The sequence below is a fragment of the Bacillus sp. PS237 genome (genome assembly GCF_037963345.1).
Lineage (GTDB): Bacteria > Bacillota > Bacilli > Bacillales > Bacillaceae > Bacillus > Bacillus subtilis.
On the sequence record NZ_CP150156.1, the window covers coordinates 1,773,988 to 1,793,126 of the forward strand.

General features: G+C 46.7%; 2 protein-coding genes (1 of these 2 running past the window's edge). Both read left to right on the forward strand.

Annotated features, from left to right (window positions below):
• Complete coding sequence (pksJ, locus tag NST22_RS09210) at positions 1-15,132, forward strand: polyketide synthase PksJ (protein WP_003245563.1); 15,132 nt, start codon at positions 1-3, stop codon at positions 15,130-15,132.
• Positions 15,116-19,139 carry the beginning of a polyketide synthase PksL gene (pksL, locus tag NST22_RS09215; RefSeq protein WP_080015524.1) on the forward strand. It continues 9,593 nt past the right edge of the window, so the window shows 4,024 of its 13,617 coding nt (coding positions 1-4,024); it begins with the start codon at positions 15,116-15,118; the stop codon falls past the right edge of the window. The genes pksJ and pksL overlap by 17 nt, the downstream gene beginning before the upstream one ends.

The window sequence follows — 19,139 nt, forward strand, 5'->3', positions numbered from 1 at the left end:
ATGAGAAATAATGATAATATCCGCATATTAACTAATCCTTCTGTCAGTCATGGGGAGCCTTTACATATATCTGAAAAGCAGCCGGCAACAATACCTGAAGTTTTATACAGAACGGCGACGGAGCTTGGGGATACAAAGGGAATCATTTATTTGCAGCCGGATGGAACTGAAGTTTACCAATCATACAGACGATTATGGGATGATGGATTGCGCATTGCGAAGGGGCTTCGCCAATCAGGCCTGAAAGCAAAACAAAGCGTGATTTTGCAGCTTGGTGACAATTCACAGCTTCTCCCTGCGTTCTGGGGGTGTGTGTTAACAGGGGTTGTTCCGGCTCCATTAGCCGTTCCGCCAACGTATGCTGAATCGAGCAGCGGCACTCAAAAGCTGAAAGACGCATGGACGCTTCTTGATAAGCCAGCGGTGATTACGGACCGGGGGATGCATCAGGAAATGCTCGATTGGGCAAAAGAACAAGGGCTTGAAGGGTTCAGGGCAATTATTGTAGAGGATCTGCTCAGCGCTGAAGCGGACACAGATTGGCATCAATCCAGTCCTGAAGACTTAGCGCTTTTATTGCTGACTTCAGGCAGTACGGGAACGCCCAAAGCAGTTATGCTTAATCATCGTAACATTATGAGCATGGTGAAAGGGATTATTCAAATGCAAGGCTTCACCAGAGAGGATATTACGTTTAACTGGATGCCGTTTGACCATGTCGGAGGGATCGGAATGCTGCATTTGCGGGATGTTTATCTTGGCTGTCAGGAAATTAACGTCTCAAGCGAAACGATCTTAATGGAGCCGTTGAAATGGCTGGATTGGATTGATCATTACCGAGCTTCTGTTACGTGGGCGCCGAATTTTGCGTTTGGTCTGGTTACTGATTTTGCAGAAGAAATAAAAGATAAGAAATGGGATCTGTCTTCAATGCGATACATGCTCAATGGCGGTGAAGCAATGGTAGCCAAGGTAGGGCGTAGAATACTTGAGCTTTTAGAACCACATGGACTGCCTGCTGACGCCATCCGACCTGCCTGGGGAATGTCCGAAACTTCATCGGGCGTTATTTTTTCTCATGAATTTACCCGGGCTGGAACAAGTGATGATGATCATTTTGTTGAAATAGGCTCTCCAATCCCCGGCTTCTCTATGAGAATTGTGAATGACCATAATGAATTGGTTGAAGAGGGTGAGATCGGCCGTTTTCAAGTCTCGGGTCTTTCTGTTACTAGCGGTTATTACCAGCGGCCTGATTTGAATGAGAGTGTGTTTACAGAAGACGGCTGGTTTGAAACCGGAGATCTTGGCTTTTTGCGAAACGGGCGCTTAACCATAACAGGCCGTACGAAAGATGCAATTATCATTAACGGCATTAATTATTACAGTCATGCAATTGAGTCTGCAGTTGAAGAATTACCTGAAATTGAAACTTCTTATACTGCTGCTTGCGCTGTCCGTCTGGGCCAGAATTCAACAGATCAGCTGGCTATCTTCTTTGTTACTTCCGCAAAATTAAATGATGAGCAGATGTCTCAGCTTCTTAGAAACATACAATCCCATGTCTCACAGGTGATCGGAGTCACCCCGGAATATTTGCTGCCTGTACAAAAAGAAGAGATTCCAAAAACGGCTATCGGAAAGATCCAGCGCACCCAGCTAAAAACTTCATTTGAAAATGGAGAGTTCGACCACTTGCTACATAAACCCAATCGGATGAACGATGCAGTCCAGGATGAGGGGATACAGCAAGCAGACCAGGTGAAAAGAGTAAGGGAAGAAATACAGAAGCATCTGCTCACCTGTTTGACTGAGGAGCTGCACGTTTCCCACGATTGGGTGGAGCCAAATGCAAATATCCAAAGTCTTGGTGTGAATTCTATCAAGATGATGAAGCTCATTCGATCGATCGAGAAAAACTATCATATCAAACTAACAGCTAGAGAGATACATCAATATCCTACAATTGAACGCTTAGCCAGCTATCTATCAGAACATGAAGACCTCAGCAGCTTGTCTGCTGACAAAAAGGGCACGGACACATATAAAACCGAACCGGAAAGGAGTCAGGCAACTTTTCAGCCTCTCTCTGAGGTTCAAAAAGGATTATGGACATTGCAAAAAATGTCACCCGAAAAAAGTGCATATCACGTACCTCTCTGTTTTAAATTTTCGTCAGGGCTTCACCATGAAACATTCCAGCAGGCTTTCGGCCTTGTATTGAATCAGCACCCAATCTTAAAGCACGTCATCCAAGAGAAAGACGGAGTGCCATTTCTTAAAAATGAGCCAGCACTTTCAATTGAAATCAAGACAGAAAATATCTCAAGTTTGAAAGAGTCTGATATTCCTGCTTTTCTTAGAAAGAAAGTAAAGGAACCGTATGTAAAGGAAAACAGCCCGTTAGTGCGTGTCATGAGCTTTTCCAGATCTGAACAAGAGCATTTTTTATTAGTTGTCATTCACCATTTGATTTTTGACGGAGTTTCGTCTGTCACATTTATACGCAGTCTGTTTGATACCTATCAGCTTCTTTTAAAAGGACAGCAGCCGGAAAAAGCTGTTTCTCCTGCCATTTATCATGATTTTGCGGCATGGGAGAAAAACATGCTTGCCGGCAAAGACGGTGTGAAGCACCGTACATATTGGCAGAAACAGCTATCGGGAACTTTGCCGAATCTTCAGCTGCCTAATGTCAGCGCAAGTTCAGTCGATTCTCAGTTTAGAGAGGATACATACACCAGGCGGTTGTCCAGCGGCTTCATGAATCAGGTCAGAACGTTTGCGAAAGAGCATTCTGTAAATGTCACGACGGTATTCTTAAGCTGCTATATGATGCTGCTTGGCCGTTACACAGGCCAAAAAGAACAGATCGTCGGCATGCCGGCCATGGTGAGGCCGGAAGAAAGATTTGATGATGCCATTGGACATTTTCTCAATATGCTCCCGATTCGGAGTGAGCTGAACCCGGCAGACACTTTTTCTAGCTTTATATCAAAATTGCAATTAACGATATTGGATGGGCTTGATCATGCAGCATATCCTTTTCCAAAAATGGTGAGGGATCTGAATATTCCTCGCAGTCAAGCAGGTTCACCGGTATTTCAAACCGCTTTTTTCTATCAGAATTTTCTTCAATCCGGAAGCTATCAAAGCTTGCTGAGCCGCTATGCTGACTTCTTTTCTGTCGATTTCGTTGAGTATATTCACCAAGAGGGCGAATACGAATTAGTATTTGAACTGTGGGAAACAGAAGAAAAAATGGAGCTGAACATCAAGTACAATACTGGGCTGTTTGATGCGGCTTCTATATCCGCCATGTTCGACCATTTTGTTTATGTAACAGAGCAGGCGATGTTGAATCCTTCTCAGCCTTTAAAAGAGTATTCTTTATTACCTGAGGCAGAGAAGCAGATGATTCTCAAAACATGGAACGCCACAGGAAAAACGTATCCATATATAACTTTTCATGAGTTGTTTGAGCAGCAGGCGAAAAAGACGCCTGATAGAGCGGCTGTCAGCTATGAAGGTCAAACATTGACGTATCGGGAGCTTGATGAGAAAAGCACACAGCTGGCCATTTATTTGCAGGCGCATGGAGTGGGTCCTGACCGTCTGGCGGGGATCTATGTGGATCGATCGCTGGACATGCTAGTGGGTTTATTAGCGATCCTCAAGGCTGGGGGAGCGTATGTGCCGCTAGACCCGTCCTATCCGGCTGAACGATTAGAATACATGCTTGAGGACAGTGAAGTTTTCATTACACTGACGACATCGGAATTAGTAAATACGTTGAGTTGGAACGGTGTCACAACAGCCCTTTTAGATCAAGATTGGGATGAAATTGCTCAAACAGCCTCTGATCGAAAAGTGCTTACACGCACTGTCACGCCAGAGAACTTGGCATATGTCATTTATACATCCGGCAGCACAGGAAAGCCAAAAGGTGTCATGATACCACATAAAGCTTTGACAAACTTTCTCGTTTCGATGGGGGAAACACCAGGTCTTACGGCAGAGGATAAAATGCTTGCTGTCACAACCTACTGTTTTGATATTGCAGCTCTGGAATTATTTTTGCCTTTAATAAAGGGCGCACACTGCTATATTTGTCAAACGGAGCATACAAAAGACGTTGAAAAACTGAAACGGGACATCCGCGCGATCAAACCGACAGTGATGCAGGCAACCCCCGCTACGTGGAAGATGCTCTTTTATTCAGGCTGGGAAAATGAAGAGAGCGTGAAAATTTTATGCGGTGGCGAAGCATTGCCTGAGACATTAAAACGATATTTCTTAGATACGGGCAGCGAAGCCTGGAATATGTTCGGGCCAACCGAAACAACTATCTGGTCAGCGGTTCAGCGCATTAACGTTGAATGCTCTCATGCCACGATAGGAAGGCCAATCGCCAATACACAAATCTATATTACGGATTCTCAGCTCGCGCCAGTGCCGGCAGGTGTTCCGGGTGAGCTGTGCATTGCAGGAGACGGTGTGGCGAAGGGCTACTACAAAAAGGAAGAATTAACGGATTCGAGATTCATTGACAACCCTTTTGAGCCTGGGTCTAAGCTTTATAGAACGGGAGACATGGCCCGTTGGCTTACGGGAGGGCGAATTGAATATATAGGCCGCATCGATAATCAAGTAAAAATCCGCGGATTCCGTATTGAACTTGGTGATATTGAAAGCAGGCTTAGTGAGCATCCCGGCATTCTGGAATGCGTTGTGGTCGCAGATATGGATAACCTAGCTGCCTATTATACAGCTAAACATGCAAATGCTTCTCTCACAGCGAGAGAGCTGCGTCATTTTGTGAAAAACGCTTTGCCTGCCTATATGGTGCCTTCTTATTTTATTCAGCTTGATCATATGCCGTTAACTCCGAACGGAAAGATAGATAGAAACAGCCTTAAGAATATCGATTTATCAGGGGAGCAGCTAAAGCAAAGGCAGACCTCTCCTAAGAACATTCAGGATACTGTTTTTACCATTTGGCAGGAAGTGCTGAAAACGAGTGACATTGAATGGGATGACGGATTTTTCGATGTGGGCGGGGATTCGCTTCTCGCGGTCACTGTGGCTGATCGTATCAAACATGAACTATCCTGTGAGTTTTCTGTCACAGACCTGTTTGAGTATTCAACGATTAAAAATATCAGCCAGTACATCACTGAACAGCGAATGGGCGATGCAAGTGACCATATACCGACAGACCCGGCAGCTCATATAGAAGATCAGTCTACCGAGATGAGTGATCTCCCGGACTATTATGACGATAGTGTGGCGATTATTGGCATATCGTGTGAATTTCCAGGGGCAAAAAATCATGATGAATTTTGGGAGAACCTCAGAGACGGCAAGGAAAGCATTGCGTTTTTCAATAAAGAAGAGCTTCAGCGCTTTGGCATTTCAAAGGAGATAGCGGAGAATGCCGACTATGTCCCTGCTAAAGCTTCAATTGATGGGAAAGACAGATTTGATCCAAGCTTCTTTCAAATCTCTCCTAAAGACGCTGAATTTATGGACCCTCAGCTTCGGATGCTGCTGACTCATTCATGGAAAGCAATAGAAGATGCCGGTTATGCTGCGAGGCAGATTCCGCAAACCAGTGTTTTTATGTCGGCAAGCAATAATTCTTATCGCGCGCTGCTGCCGTCAGATACAACAGAGAGCCTGGAGACGCCGGACGGCTATGTTTCGTGGGTGCTTGCACAGAGCGGGACGATTCCGACAATGATTTCTCATAAGCTCGGGCTGAGAGGGCCAAGCTATTTTGTCCATGCCAACTGCTCATCCTCTCTGATTGGATTGCATTCTGCCTATAAGAGCCTCCTGTCGGGTGAATCTGATTATGCTTTAGTTGGCGGTGCAACGCTGCATACCGAGTCAAATATCGGATATGTGCATCAGCCTGGGCTGAACTTTTCGAGTGATGGACATATTAAAGCTTTTGACGCTTCAGCTGACGGAATGATAGGCGGTGAGGGCGTTGCTGTTGTATTGCTGAAAAAAGCAGCTGATGCAGTAAAGGACGGGGATCATATCTATGCCTTGCTGAGAGGCATTGGTGTAAATAACGACGGCGCTGACAAAGTCGGCTTTTATGCTCCAAGCGTTAAAGGCCAGGCTGACGTGGTCCAACAGGTCATGAATCAAACGAAGGTACAGCCTGAATCCATCTGCTATGTAGAAGCACACGGGACCGGAACGAAGCTGGGGGACCCGATCGAGCTGGCGGCTTTAACAAACGTTTACAGGCAATATACAAATAAAACGCAATTTTGCGGCATTGGGTCGGTGAAAACCAATATCGGACATTTAGATACAGCCGCCGGTCTTGCGGGCTGCATTAAGGTTGTGATGAGTCTTTATCATCAAGAGCTTGCACCGAGTGTCAATTATAAGGAGCCGAATCCAAATACAGACTTAGCCAGCTCTCCTTTTTACGTCGTCGATCAAAAGAAAACGTTAAGCCGTGAGATCAAAACGCACAGGGCTGCACTTAGCTCGTTCGGGCTTGGCGGGACAAATACCCATGCCATTTTTGAACAATTCAAAAGGGATTCAGATAAGGGAAAGATAGACGGAACCTGCATCGTCCCGATCTCGGCGAAAAATAAAGAGAGGCTGCAAGAGTATGCAGAAGACATTCTGGCCTATTTAGAAAGAAGAGGGTTTGAGAACAGCCAGCTGCCTGATTTTGCGTATACCCTTCAGGTGGGGCGCGAAGCGATGGAGCATCGCGTTGTCTTTATTGCCGATCATGTAAATGAGTTAAAACAGAGGCTCACAGATTTTATCAATGGAAATACAGCGATTGAAGGCTGTTTTCAAGGAAGTAAGCACAATGCCAGAGAGGTTTCATGGCTGACGGAGGATGAGGACAGCGCTGAACTCATACGTAAGTGGATGGCCAAAGGAAAAGTAAACAAGCTTGCAGAAATGTGGAGCAAGGGAGCGCATATAGATTGGATGCAGCTTTACAAGGGAGAGCGCCCAAACAGAATGAGTCTGCCGACTTATCCATTTGCAAAGGAACGATACTGGCCGTCGCAGGATGACCGCAAACCGGTGGCGCAGATATCCGGAAATCAGACAGGGATCGGCTCTATTCATCCATTGCTTCATCAGAATACATCTGATTTTTCTGAACAGAAATTCAGTTCGGTTTTCACTGGTGACGAATTTTTCCTGAGAGACCATGTGGTAAGAGGAAAGCCTGTGCTTCCTGGTGTTGCGTACCTTGAAATGGCGTACGCGGCTATAAACCAGGCGGCAGGAAGTGAAATTGGCCAAGATGTCAGAATCAGATTGAATCATACAGTCTGGGTTCAGCCTGTTGTGGTTGACAGACATTCAGCTCAAGTGGATATCAGTCTCTTTCCTGAAGAAGATGGAAAAATCACCTTTGACATTTACAGTACACAGGAAGACGGGGACGACCCTGTTATTCATAGTCAAGGCAGTGCGGAGCTGGCATCTGCCGCCGAAACGCCAGTCGCAGATCTCACTGAAATGTCACGCCGTTGCGGCAAAGGAAAGATGTCGCCTGATCAATTTTACGAAGAAGGCAGAAGCAGAGGAATGTTCCATGGTCCGGCCTTTCAAGGAATTAAGAATGTGAATATAGGAAACAGAGAGGTTTTGGCGCAGCTGCAGCTTCCAGAAATCGTTTCTGGAACGAATGAACAGTTTGTGCTGCACCCAAGTATCATGGATTCCGCCTTGCAGACAGCAACAATATGCATCATGCAGGAATTGACGGATCAAAAGCTGATTTTGCCATTTGCGCTTGAGGAGCTTGAAGTGATCAAAGGGTGTTCTTCTTCTATGTGGGCTTATGCCCGCTTAAGTGACAGCGATCACTCCGGAGGGGTTGTTCAGAAAGCGGATATCGATGTCATTGACGAGAGTGGAACCGTATGTGTCAGGATCAAAGGATTTTCAACGAGAGTATTAGAAGGGGAGGTTCATACTTCAAAGCCTTCAACACGGCACGAACGCTTAATGCTTGAACCGGTGTGGGAAAAACAGAATGAAGAACGAGAGGACGAAGATCTTTCGTACACGGAGCATATCATTGTTCTCTTCGAAACTGAACGAAGTGTCACAGACAGCATTGCCTCCCACATGAAAGATGCCCGTGTGATTACTCTAAACGAAGCTGTAGGACATATTGCTGAACGTTATCAATGTTACATGCAGAACATTTTTGAACTCCTGCAAAGCAAGGTCCGTAAGCTTTCTGCAGGCCGTATCATCATTCAAGCGATTGTTCCGCTGGAAAAAGAGAAGCAATTGTTTGCCGGCGTTTCCGGTCTGTTTAAAACAGCAGAAATAGAGTTCAGCAAACTGACTGCTCAGGTCATCGAAATTGAGAAACCTGAAGAGATGATAGACCTTCACCTCAAGCTGAAAGACGACAGCCGGAGACCATTTGACAAACAGATTCGATATGAGGCTGGATACCGTTTTGTGAAAGGCTGGAGGGAAATGGTGCTTCCTTCAGCTGATACGCTTCACATGCCGTGGAGAGACGAGGGTGTTTATCTAATCACAGGCGGAGCAGGAAGCTTAGGCCTTCTGTTTGCAAAGGAAATTGCCAATCGAACTGGCCGGTCTACTATTGTGCTGACGGGACGATCTGTTTTAAGTGAGGATAAGGAAAACGAGCTGGAGGCTCTTCGAAGCATCGGAGCGGAGGTTGTCTATCGAGAGGCTGATGTAAGTGATCAGCATGCGGTTCGTCATCTTTTGGAGGAAATCAAAGAAAGATATGGCACTCTCAATGGAATTATTCACGGTGCAGGCAGCAGTAAAGATCGCTTCATCATTCATAAAACGAATGAAGAGTTTCAAGAAGTGTTGCAGCCAAAAGTGAGCGGGTTGTTACATGTAGACGAATGCAGCAAGGATTTCCCATTGGACTTTTTCATTTTCTTCTCTTCTGTTTCGGGATGTTTAGGAAACGCTGGACAAGCCGATTATGCGGCAGCCAATTCGTTTATGGATGCATTTGCTGAATACCGCCGTTCTCTTGCGGCATCAAAAAAGAGATTCGGCTCCACCATTTCCTTCAATTGGCCGTTATGGGAAGAAGGCGGTATGCAAGTCGGCGCTGAAGATGAAAAGAGAATGCTGAAAACGACGGGAATGGTCCCGATGCCGACAGATAGTGGCTTGAAAGCATTTTATCAAGGGATAGTATCTGATAAGCCGCAAGTTTTTGTGATGGAAGGACAGCTTCAGAAAATGAAGCAAAAACTGCTTTCCGCAGGATCGAAAGCCAAGCGGAACGATCAGAGAAAGGCGGATCAGGATCAAGGACAAACTAGAAAATTGGAAGCAGCCTTAATCCAAATGGTTGGCGCAATTTTGAAAGTAAACACTGACGATATCGATGTCAACACAGAGCTGAGTGAGTACGGATTCGACTCAGTTACATTCACTGTCTTTACAAACAAGATCAACGAAAAATTTCAATTGGAGCTAACACCGACCATATTCTTTGAATATGGCAGCGTCCAAAGCCTGGCTGAATATGTAGTTGCTGCGTATCAGGGCGAATGGAATCAAGATGCTACTGCTAAAGGCAAAGATGAAAGAACAAACTTAGTGCACAGTTTAAGCAGCCTGGAGGCATCATTAAGCAACATGGTCAGTGCAATTTTAAAAGTAAATAGTGAAGATATTGATGTCAATACAGAGCTGAGTGAATACGGATTTGATTCAGTTACATTTACGGTCTTTACAAACAAGATCAACGAAGAATTTCAGTTGGAGCTAACGCCGACCATTTTCTTTGAATATGGAAGCCTCCACAGCCTGGCTGAGTATTTGACCGTTGAACATGGTGACACCCTGGTTCAGGAGCGAGAAAAACCAGAGGGGCAGGAAGAGTTACAGACAAAATCTTCTGAAGCGCCGAAAATCACATCACGTAGAAAGCGCCGCTTTACACAGCCTATTATTGCAAAAGCAGAAAGAAACAAAAAGCAGGCTGCCGATTTTGAGCCGGTTGCAATTGTCGGCATCAGCGGCCGGTTCCCTGGCGCTATGGATATAGACGAATTTTGGAAAAACCTAGAAGAAGGAAAAGACAGCATCACAGAAGTTCCAAAAGATCGATGGGATTGGCGGGAGCATTATGGAAACCCAGACACTGACGTCAATAAAACCGACATCAAATGGGGTGGGTTTATTGATGGTGTCGCAGAGTTTGATCCGTTGTTTTTTGGTATTTCGCCGCGAGAAGCTGATTATGTAGACCCTCAGCAGCGCTTGTTAATGACATACGTGTGGAAGGCATTGGAAGATGCGGGTTGCTCGCCGCAAAGCCTTTCGGGTACAGGGACCGGTATCTTTATCGGTACGGGAAACACCGGTTATAAAGATCTATTCCATAGAGCGAATCTTCCAATTGAAGGCCATGCTGCTACAGGTCATATGATTCCTTCGGTAGGCCCGAATAGAATGAGTTATTTTTTAAATATTCATGGTCCGAGCGAGCCAGTAGAGACGGCTTGTTCCAGTTCTCTTGTAGCCATTCACCGTGCTGTGACTGCGATGCAAAACGGTGATTGTGAGATGGCGATCGCTGGAGGCGTGAATACGATCTTAACCGAGGAGGCGCATATTAGCTACAGCAAGGCGGGGATGCTCAGCACAGACGGCAGGTGTAAAACCTTCTCCGCCGATGCGAATGGCTATGTCAGAGGCGAAGGGGTCGGAATGGTCATGTTGAAAAAGCTGGAAGATGCCGAGCGCGACGGAAATCATATTTACGGCGTTATTCGGGGCACGGCGGAAAATCACGGCGGAAGAGCCAATACCCTGACATCGCCTAATCCGAAAGCACAAGCTGATTTGTTGGTGCGTGCATATCGCCAAGCAGACATAGATCCAAGCACTGTCACATATATCGAAGCACATGGAACAGGGACGGAATTGGGCGATCCGATTGAAATAAATGGGCTGAAAGCCGCGTTTAAGGAACTATCCAATATGAGAGGCGAGAGCCAGCCGGATGTTCCGGATCACCGTTGCGGCATCGGCTCAGTTAAAAGCAATATCGGTCATTTAGAGCTAGCAGCCGGTATTTCCGGTTTGATCAAGGTGCTTTTGCAAATGAAGCATAAAACGTTAGTGAAAAGCCTGCATTGCGAGACGCTTAATCCTTATCTTCAGCTGACTGACAGTCCGTTTTACATCGTTCAGGAAAAACAGGAATGGAAGTCTGTCACAGATCGTGACGGAAACGAGCTTCCGCGCCGTGCCGGAATCAGTTCGTTTGGGATTGGCGGAGTAAACGCGCATATTGTGATTGAAGAATATATGCCAAAAGCCAATTCAGAACACACGGCTACAGAACAGCCAAACGTAATTGTGCTGTCGGCTAAAAATAAAAGCAGGCTGATAGATCGTGCTTCGCAATTGCTTGAGGTGATTCGCAATAAAAAATATACTGATCAGGATTTGCACCGCATCGCTTACACCCTGCAGGTCGGGCGCGAAGAAATGGATGAGCGTCTGGCGTGTGTTGCGGGGACAATGCAGGAGCTTGAAGAGAAACTGCAGGCGTTTGTTGACGGTAAGGAAGAAACAGACGAATTTTTCCGGGGACAGTCTCATCGAAATAAAGAGACCCAGACTATTTTTACAGCAGATGAAGATATGGCGTTGGCACTTGATGCTTGGATCAGAAAAAGAAAATACGCCAAACTTGCTGATTTATGGGTCAAAGGGGTCTCAATCCAGTGGAACACATTATACGGAGAGACCAAACCGCGCCTGATCAGCCTCCCTTCATATCCGTTTGCGAAGGATCACTATTGGGTGCCGGCAAAGGAACATTCAGAAAGAGACAAAAAAGAACTGGTTAATGCGATTGAAGATCGCGCCGCATGCTTTTTGACGAAACAATGGAGTTTGAGTCCAATTGGATCAGCAGTGCCGGGGACAAGAACTGTTGCCATCCTGTGCTGTCAAGAGACAGCAGATTTAGCAGCAGAAGTGTCTTCGTATTTTCCGAATCATCTCTTAATAGATGTGAGCCGGATAGAAAATGATCAGTCAGACATTGATTGGAAAGAGTTTGACGGCCTAGTGGATGTCATCGGATGCGGTTGGGATGATGAGGGCCGGCTGGATTGGATTGAATGGGTGCAAAGACTGGTTGAATTCGGGCATAAAGAGGGGCTCAGGCTGCTTTGTGTGACGAAGGGGCTCGAATCGTTTCAAAACACATCTGTCCGGATGGCTGGCGCCTCACGGGCTGGGTTGTATCGAATGCTCCAATGCGAGTACAGCCATCTTATATCAAGGCATATGGATGCTGAGGAGGTTACTGATCATCGCCGTCTCGCGAAGTTGATCGCTGATGAGTTTTATTCCGATTCTTATGATGCGGAGGTTTGCTACAGGGATGGTTTACGGTATCAAGCTTTTCTAAAAGCTCATCCGGAAACAGGTAAGGCCACGGAACAGAGCGCGGTCTTCCCGAAAGATCATGTACTTCTCATTACAGGCGGCACACGAGGCATCGGACTATTATGCGCCCGTCATTTTGCAGAGTGCTATGGAGTGAAAAAACTGGTGCTGACCGGACGAGAACAGCTTCCTCCGCGAGAGGAGTGGGCTCGTTTTAAGACATCAAACACATCATTGGCAGAGAAAATCCAGGCAGTGCGGGAGCTGGAAGCGAAGGGTGTACAGGTGGAGATGCTGTCGCTGACGTTATCTGATGATGCTCAGGTTGAGCAAACGCTGCAACATATCAAGCGAACATTAGGACCGATTGGCGGTGTCATTCATTGTGCAGGTCTGACGGATATGGATACGCTGGCATTTATCCGAAAAACTTCGGATGATATCCAGCGGGTGCTGGAACCTAAGGTGTCAGGTCTTACAACGTTATATCGCCATGTGTGTAACGAGCCTTTACAGTTTTTTGTCTTATTTTCTTCTGTTTCAGCCATTATTCCGGAGCTTTCGGCGGGACAAGCTGACTATGCGATGGCCAATAGCTATATGGATTATTTTGCAGAAGCACATCAGAAACATGCGCCGATCATCAGTGTTCAGTGGCCGAACTGGAAAGAAACCGGTATGGGTGAAGTGACAAATCAAGCGTATCGGGACAGCGGCTTGTTGAGCATTACGAATTCAGAAGGCTTACGTTTTCTAGATCAAATTGTATCGAAAAAGTTCGGACCGGTTGTTCTCCCTGCAATGGCGAATCAAACAAACTGGGAGCCGGAACTGCTGATGAAGAGGAGGAAACCGCATGAGGGCGGTTTGCAGGAAGCTGCTTTACAGAGCCCGCCAGCCAGAGACATTGAAGAGGCCGATGAAGTTTCCAAATGTGATGGATTATTATCTGAAACACAGTCCTGGCTTATTGATCTGTTTACCGAAGAGCTGAGAATAGATCGTGAAGACTTCGAGATTGACGGGTTGTTTCAGGATTATGGCGTGGATTCGATCATTTTGGCACAGGTGCTCCAGCGTATAAACCGCAAATTAGAGGCAGCGCTCGATCCATCGATTCTATATGAATACCCGACAATTCAAAGGTTCGCAGATTGGCTGATCGGTTCTTATTCCGAAAGGCTGTCCGCTTTATTCGGAGGCAGGATATCGGATGCATCAGCACCTTTGGAGAACAAAATAGAGGCGGAGGCATCTGTTCCTGGGAAGGATCGAGCTCTTACACCTCAGATTCAGGCGCCAGCGATTTTGTCACCGGACTCTCATGCAGAAGGTATTGCCGTTGTCGGACTCTCTTGCCGATTCCCTGGGGCAGAGACATTGGAGTCATATTGGTCGTTACTATCCGAGGGGCGTTCGTCAATCGGCCCGATTCCGGCAGAGCGTTGGGGCTGTAAGACGCCATATTATGCCGGCGTGATTGATGGCGTCAGCTATTTTGATCCTGATTTCTTTTTGCTTCACGAAGAAGACGTAAGGGCGATGGATCCGCAAGCACTGCTCGTGTTGGAAGAGTGTCTGAAGCTCTTGTATCACGCCGGTTATACACCTGAGGAAATAAAGGGCAAGCCCGTCGGTGTTTATATCGGAGGCAGAAGCCAGCACAAACCTGATGAAGACAGCCTTGATCATGCCAAGAATCCGATCGTGACAGTCGGCCAAAATTATTTAGCCGCTAATCTTTCACAATTTTTTGATGTCCGCGGTCCAAGTGTTGTAGTTGACACTGCATGCTCGTCAGCTTTGGTCGGCATGAATATGGCCATTCAGGCGCTGCGTGGCGGAGATATTCAATCCGCCATAGTCGGCGGTGTCAGCTTGCTGAGCTCAGATGCGTCTCACAGGCTGTTTGACCGGCGCGGCATTTTAAGCAAGCATTCATCCTTCCATGTGTTTGATGAGCGTGCTGACGGAGTTGTGTTAGGTGAAGGCGTCGGAATGGTCATGCTAAAAACCGTAAAACAGGCACTGGAAGACGGAGATATCATATATGCTGTCGTCAAAGCGGCCTCGGTCAATAACGACGGAAGAACGGCGGGACCTGCAACACCTAATCTTGAGGCACAAAAGGAAGTCATGAAAGATGCGCTTTTCAAAAGCGGAAAAAAACCAGAGGACATCAGCTACCTTGAGGCAAACGGGTCAGGTTCAATCGTAACCGATCTCCTTGAGCTAAAAGCGATCCAATCAGTGTACCGTTCTGGGCACTCATCGCCTCTTTCTCTTGGCTCAATCAAGCCGAACATCGGGCATCCGCTATGTGCTGAAGGGATCGCCAGCTTCATTAAGGTTGTGCTGATGCTGAAAGAGCGCCGCTTTGTCCCATTTTTATCAGGTGAAAAAGAGATGGCGCATTTCGATCAACAGAAAGCGAACATCACGTTCAGCCGAGCCCTGGAAAAATGGACAGATTCGCAGCCTACTGCGGCTATTAACTGCTTTGCCGATGGGGGGACGAATGCCCATGTCATCGTAGAGGCGTGGGAAAAAGATGAAAAACACGCCATCAAGCGCAGTCCAATATCGCCTCCTCAATTAAAGAAACGAATGCTTTCGCCAGGCGAGCCAAAGCTGGAAGCGGAGACTTCAAAAATGACTGCGGCAAACATATGGGATACTTATGAGGTGGAGGTCTAACGTGAAAAAGATAACGAAACAACTCACATTATCGTTAAAAAATCCGTTTATTTATCACCATGTGGTTTACGGACAAAATGTCCTGCCGGGATTGGCTTATATCGATATAATCTACCAGATATTCAGAGAACACGGTTTCTCCTGCTCAGAGCTTCAGCTGCGGAATTTATCCATCTATCAGCCATTGACGGCGGAACAGGATGCAGTAATTGTTTTGAATATCCAATGCGCGGAGAAAAAAGAAGGACAGTGGCAAATCACAGCCAAGGGAATTGAAAAACGTGATGGGAAAGAAGCTTCAGAAGAAAAGCTCTATATGAAGGCTGACATGCACGCAGACTCCCCAGCCATATTTGAAGAAACACTGGATCTCAGTCAAATCAAAGCATCTGCACAGAACGTTGTTCAGCTTGATGATGTATATGAACAATGCAGACGTCAGGAATTGGTGCACAGCGAATATATGAAAGCAAAAGGCTGCATCTATGAAGAGGAAGACGGCGTCCTTCTTGAGCTTTCTCTCGGTTCGGAGGCCATGCTTCACGCAGAAGGCTTTATGTTTCACCCGACTCTCATAGACGGGAGCGGGGTGGGTGCCAATCATTTGCTCACATCTTTGCTTAAAGGAGAACAGAGGCTGTATTTGCCTCTGTTCTATGAATCCTTTTCCGCTTCTGCACTTTTGCAAACGGATTGCATGACAAGAATTAAGCGCTCCTCCGTCCGGCGGGAAAAAGAGCTGATTTATGTAACACTTGAATTTTTTAATGCGTCGGGAGAAAAAGTGGCTGAGTTGAAAAACTTTACAAGCAAATTGGTGCGAGAAGCGGAGCTGATTAGCGGAAAACATCAAGATGCACAGGAGACACAGATGACAAGAGCGGACACTGCTGAGCGTGATAAACCTGCTGACATGGTATCTTCTCCCGTTAATTCCTATAGTGAGGCTGAACAGTTCGTAAGCCAATTAATCGCAGAGAAAATCAATAAGCCGGTAGAACAAGTTGAAAAACAGGTCGGTTATTACCAAATGGGACTGAATTCATCGGGCTTGCTTGAGGTGGTAGAAACGATCAGTGATAAGATCGGTGAGAGCCTTTCGCCGACTCTTCTGTTTGAGCATACCACCATAGCGGAACTGTCAGCGTTTCTTGCCGAGGAATATGCTGAGCATTTTAGTGCCGCTGGTTCTCTTGGCCAGAATGAAAGAGCACGCGTTTCCGACAGCATAAACGACCATAAGACTGTTGAAGGCTCTCGTCCTGCACCTATTGAGGCAGCAGGCGATATTGCGATTATCGGCTTGGCGGGCAGGTATCCGAAGGCAGCCAATATTCATGAATTTTGGAACAATCTGAAAGAGGGTAAGGACTGCGTTAGTGAGATTCCTGAGTCGCGCTGGGATTGGCAGCGACTTGAAGGAATCACATCTCCTTCGGGTAAGGACATTTCCAAATGGGGAGGATTTATTGATGATCCCGACTGCTTCGATCCCCAATTTTTCAGAATCACGCCAAGAGAAGCGGAGACAATGGACCCTCAAGAGCGGCTGTTTTTAGAAACATGCTGGGAAACGATTGAAGATGCGGGCTATACGCCAAAGACGTTGGCCAAGCCTAAAGGACGAAATAAAAGGCAGCATGTAGGAGTTTTTGCAGGCGTCATGCACAAGGATTATACATTAGTCGGAGCTGAAGAAGCATCAGCAGAAAATGTGTTTCCTCTTTCGCTCAACTATGCGCAAATCGCCAACCGTGTTTCTTACTTTTGTAATTTCCACGGTCCGAGTATGGCTGTCGATACGGTATGTTCATCCTCTTTGACCGCAGTGCACTTGGCGTTGGAAAGCATACGTCACGGTGAGTGCGATGTTGCGTTAGCAGGCGGAGTGAACCTGTCTTTGCACCCGAATAAATATATGACATACGGGGTCTGGGATATGTTTTCCACTGACGGACACTGCCGTACGTTTGGAAAGGATGGAGACGGTTATGTGCCTGCAGAGGGTATAGGCGCGGTTTTATTAAAGCCTTTGCGCCAGGCAGAGGAAGACGGAGATCGCATTTATGCAGTTATTAAAGGAAGTGCTGTGAATCATGTGGGCACTGTAAGCGGCATTTCAGTGCCGAGCCCTGTTTCCCAAGCTGATCTGATTGAGACATGCTTGGAGAAAACGGGAATCGATCCGCGGACGATCAGTTATGTGGAAGCCCATGGAACCGGCACGTCCTTAGGAGATCCGATCGAAATACAGGGATTAGTGAAAGCGTTCCGCCAATATACGCAGGATCGGCAGTTCTGTTCAATCGGTTCTGTAAAGTCAAACATTGGGCACGCCGAATCCGCCGCGGGGATCAGCGGTTTAAGCAAGGTTGCTCTTCAGCTTCACCATCAAAAACTTGTGCCTTCTTTGCATTCGGAAGAACTGAATCCGTACGTTGATTTTGAAAAGTCTCCATTTTATGTACAGCATGAAACAGAAACGTGGAAGCAGCCTGTTATCAAGGAGAATGGGGAAGACGTCCCTTATCCGCGACGGGCGGGGATCAGTTCTTTTGGCGCAACAGGTTCAAACGCACATATTATCCTTGAGGAACATATTCCTCAAGCAGCGGAGCAGGACGTTTCTTTGTCCTCAGATTCTGACATATCCGCAGTTATTCCGCTTTCTGCCCGTAATCAAGAACGTCTCCGTGTATATGCAAAACGTCTCTTGGATTTTCTTCATGATGGGATTCAGATTAGAGATTTGGCGTATACATTGCAGGTAGGCCGTGAACCGATGGAAGAACGGGTTACTTTCTTAGCATCCGGAATTCAAGAATTAAGCGACCAATTGAAGGCTTTTATAGAAGGACGAAAAACCATTCAGCATTGCTGGAAGGGCCGCGTGTCAAGAGGAAGCGAACCATCGCGTCCCGCCGAATCGGTACATAAATTGCTGGAGCAAAGAAAACTCGATCAAATTGCGGAGCAGTGGGCGAACGGATCTGGGGTTGACTGGAAGCTGCTTTACGACGGAAACAAACCAAAGCGGATCAGCCTGCCGACTTACCCATTTGAGAGGGTGCGTTATTGGGTGCCGAAAGCGGAGAAAAAGACTGATCGTTTAAAGGAGGAGCGACACATCCTGCATCCTCTTCTGCATCAAAATGTGTCCGACATATCGGGTGTCCGCTTCCGTTCAGCGTTTACAGGACGTGAATTTTTCTTGAAGGATCATGTCATAAAGGGCGAACACGTTTTACCTGGCGCAGCTTTATTGGAGATGGTTCGGGCAGCTGTGGAAAGGGCAGCTGCGGATCAGTTCCCGACAGGATTCCGGCTCCGGAATATCGTCTGGGTCCGGCCGTTCGCCGTCACAGAACAGCAGAAAGATATAGATGTACGTCTATATCCTGAGGAGAATGGTGAGATTACATTTGAAATCTGCCGGGACCCTGAAAGCGCAGAGGAGTCGCCGATTGTATATGGGCAAGGGAGTGCAGTGCTTTGTGAGGCTGGTGAAAATCCGGTTATCAACATTGAAGAACTGAAGGCAAGCTATAATGGCCGGACGCTGTCACCTTTTGATTGCTACGAGGCTTATACAGAAATGGGTATTCATTATGGTGACAGCCACAGAGCGATCGACAGCCTATATGCCGGCGAAAACGGAGTTCTAGTGAAATTGACGATGCCTCCTGTAATCTCTAATACAGAAGACCATTATATTCTGCATCCGAGCATGATAGATTCGGCATTTCAAGCATCTATCGGTTTGAGGCTGGGAGGAGCTGCGAGTTTAGAAGACAGAAAGGCAATGCTGCCTTTTGCCATACAGGATGTCCAAATCTTCAAAGGCTGCGAGGCATCTATGTGGGCGCGGATCACATATAGCGAGGGCAGTACAGCTGGGGATCGTATGCAGAAGCTTGATATCGATTTATGCAATGAAGAGGGGCAGGTTTGCGTGCGATTGACGGGCTATTCTGCAAGAGTGTTAGAAACAGATCAAGAAGGTCCTT

What these genes read in the sequence shown, in the direction of transcription:
- pksJ (WP_003245563.1), top strand. Translation starts at nt 1, where the DNA reads ATGAGAAATAATGATAATATCCGCATATTAACTAATCCTTCTGTCAGT.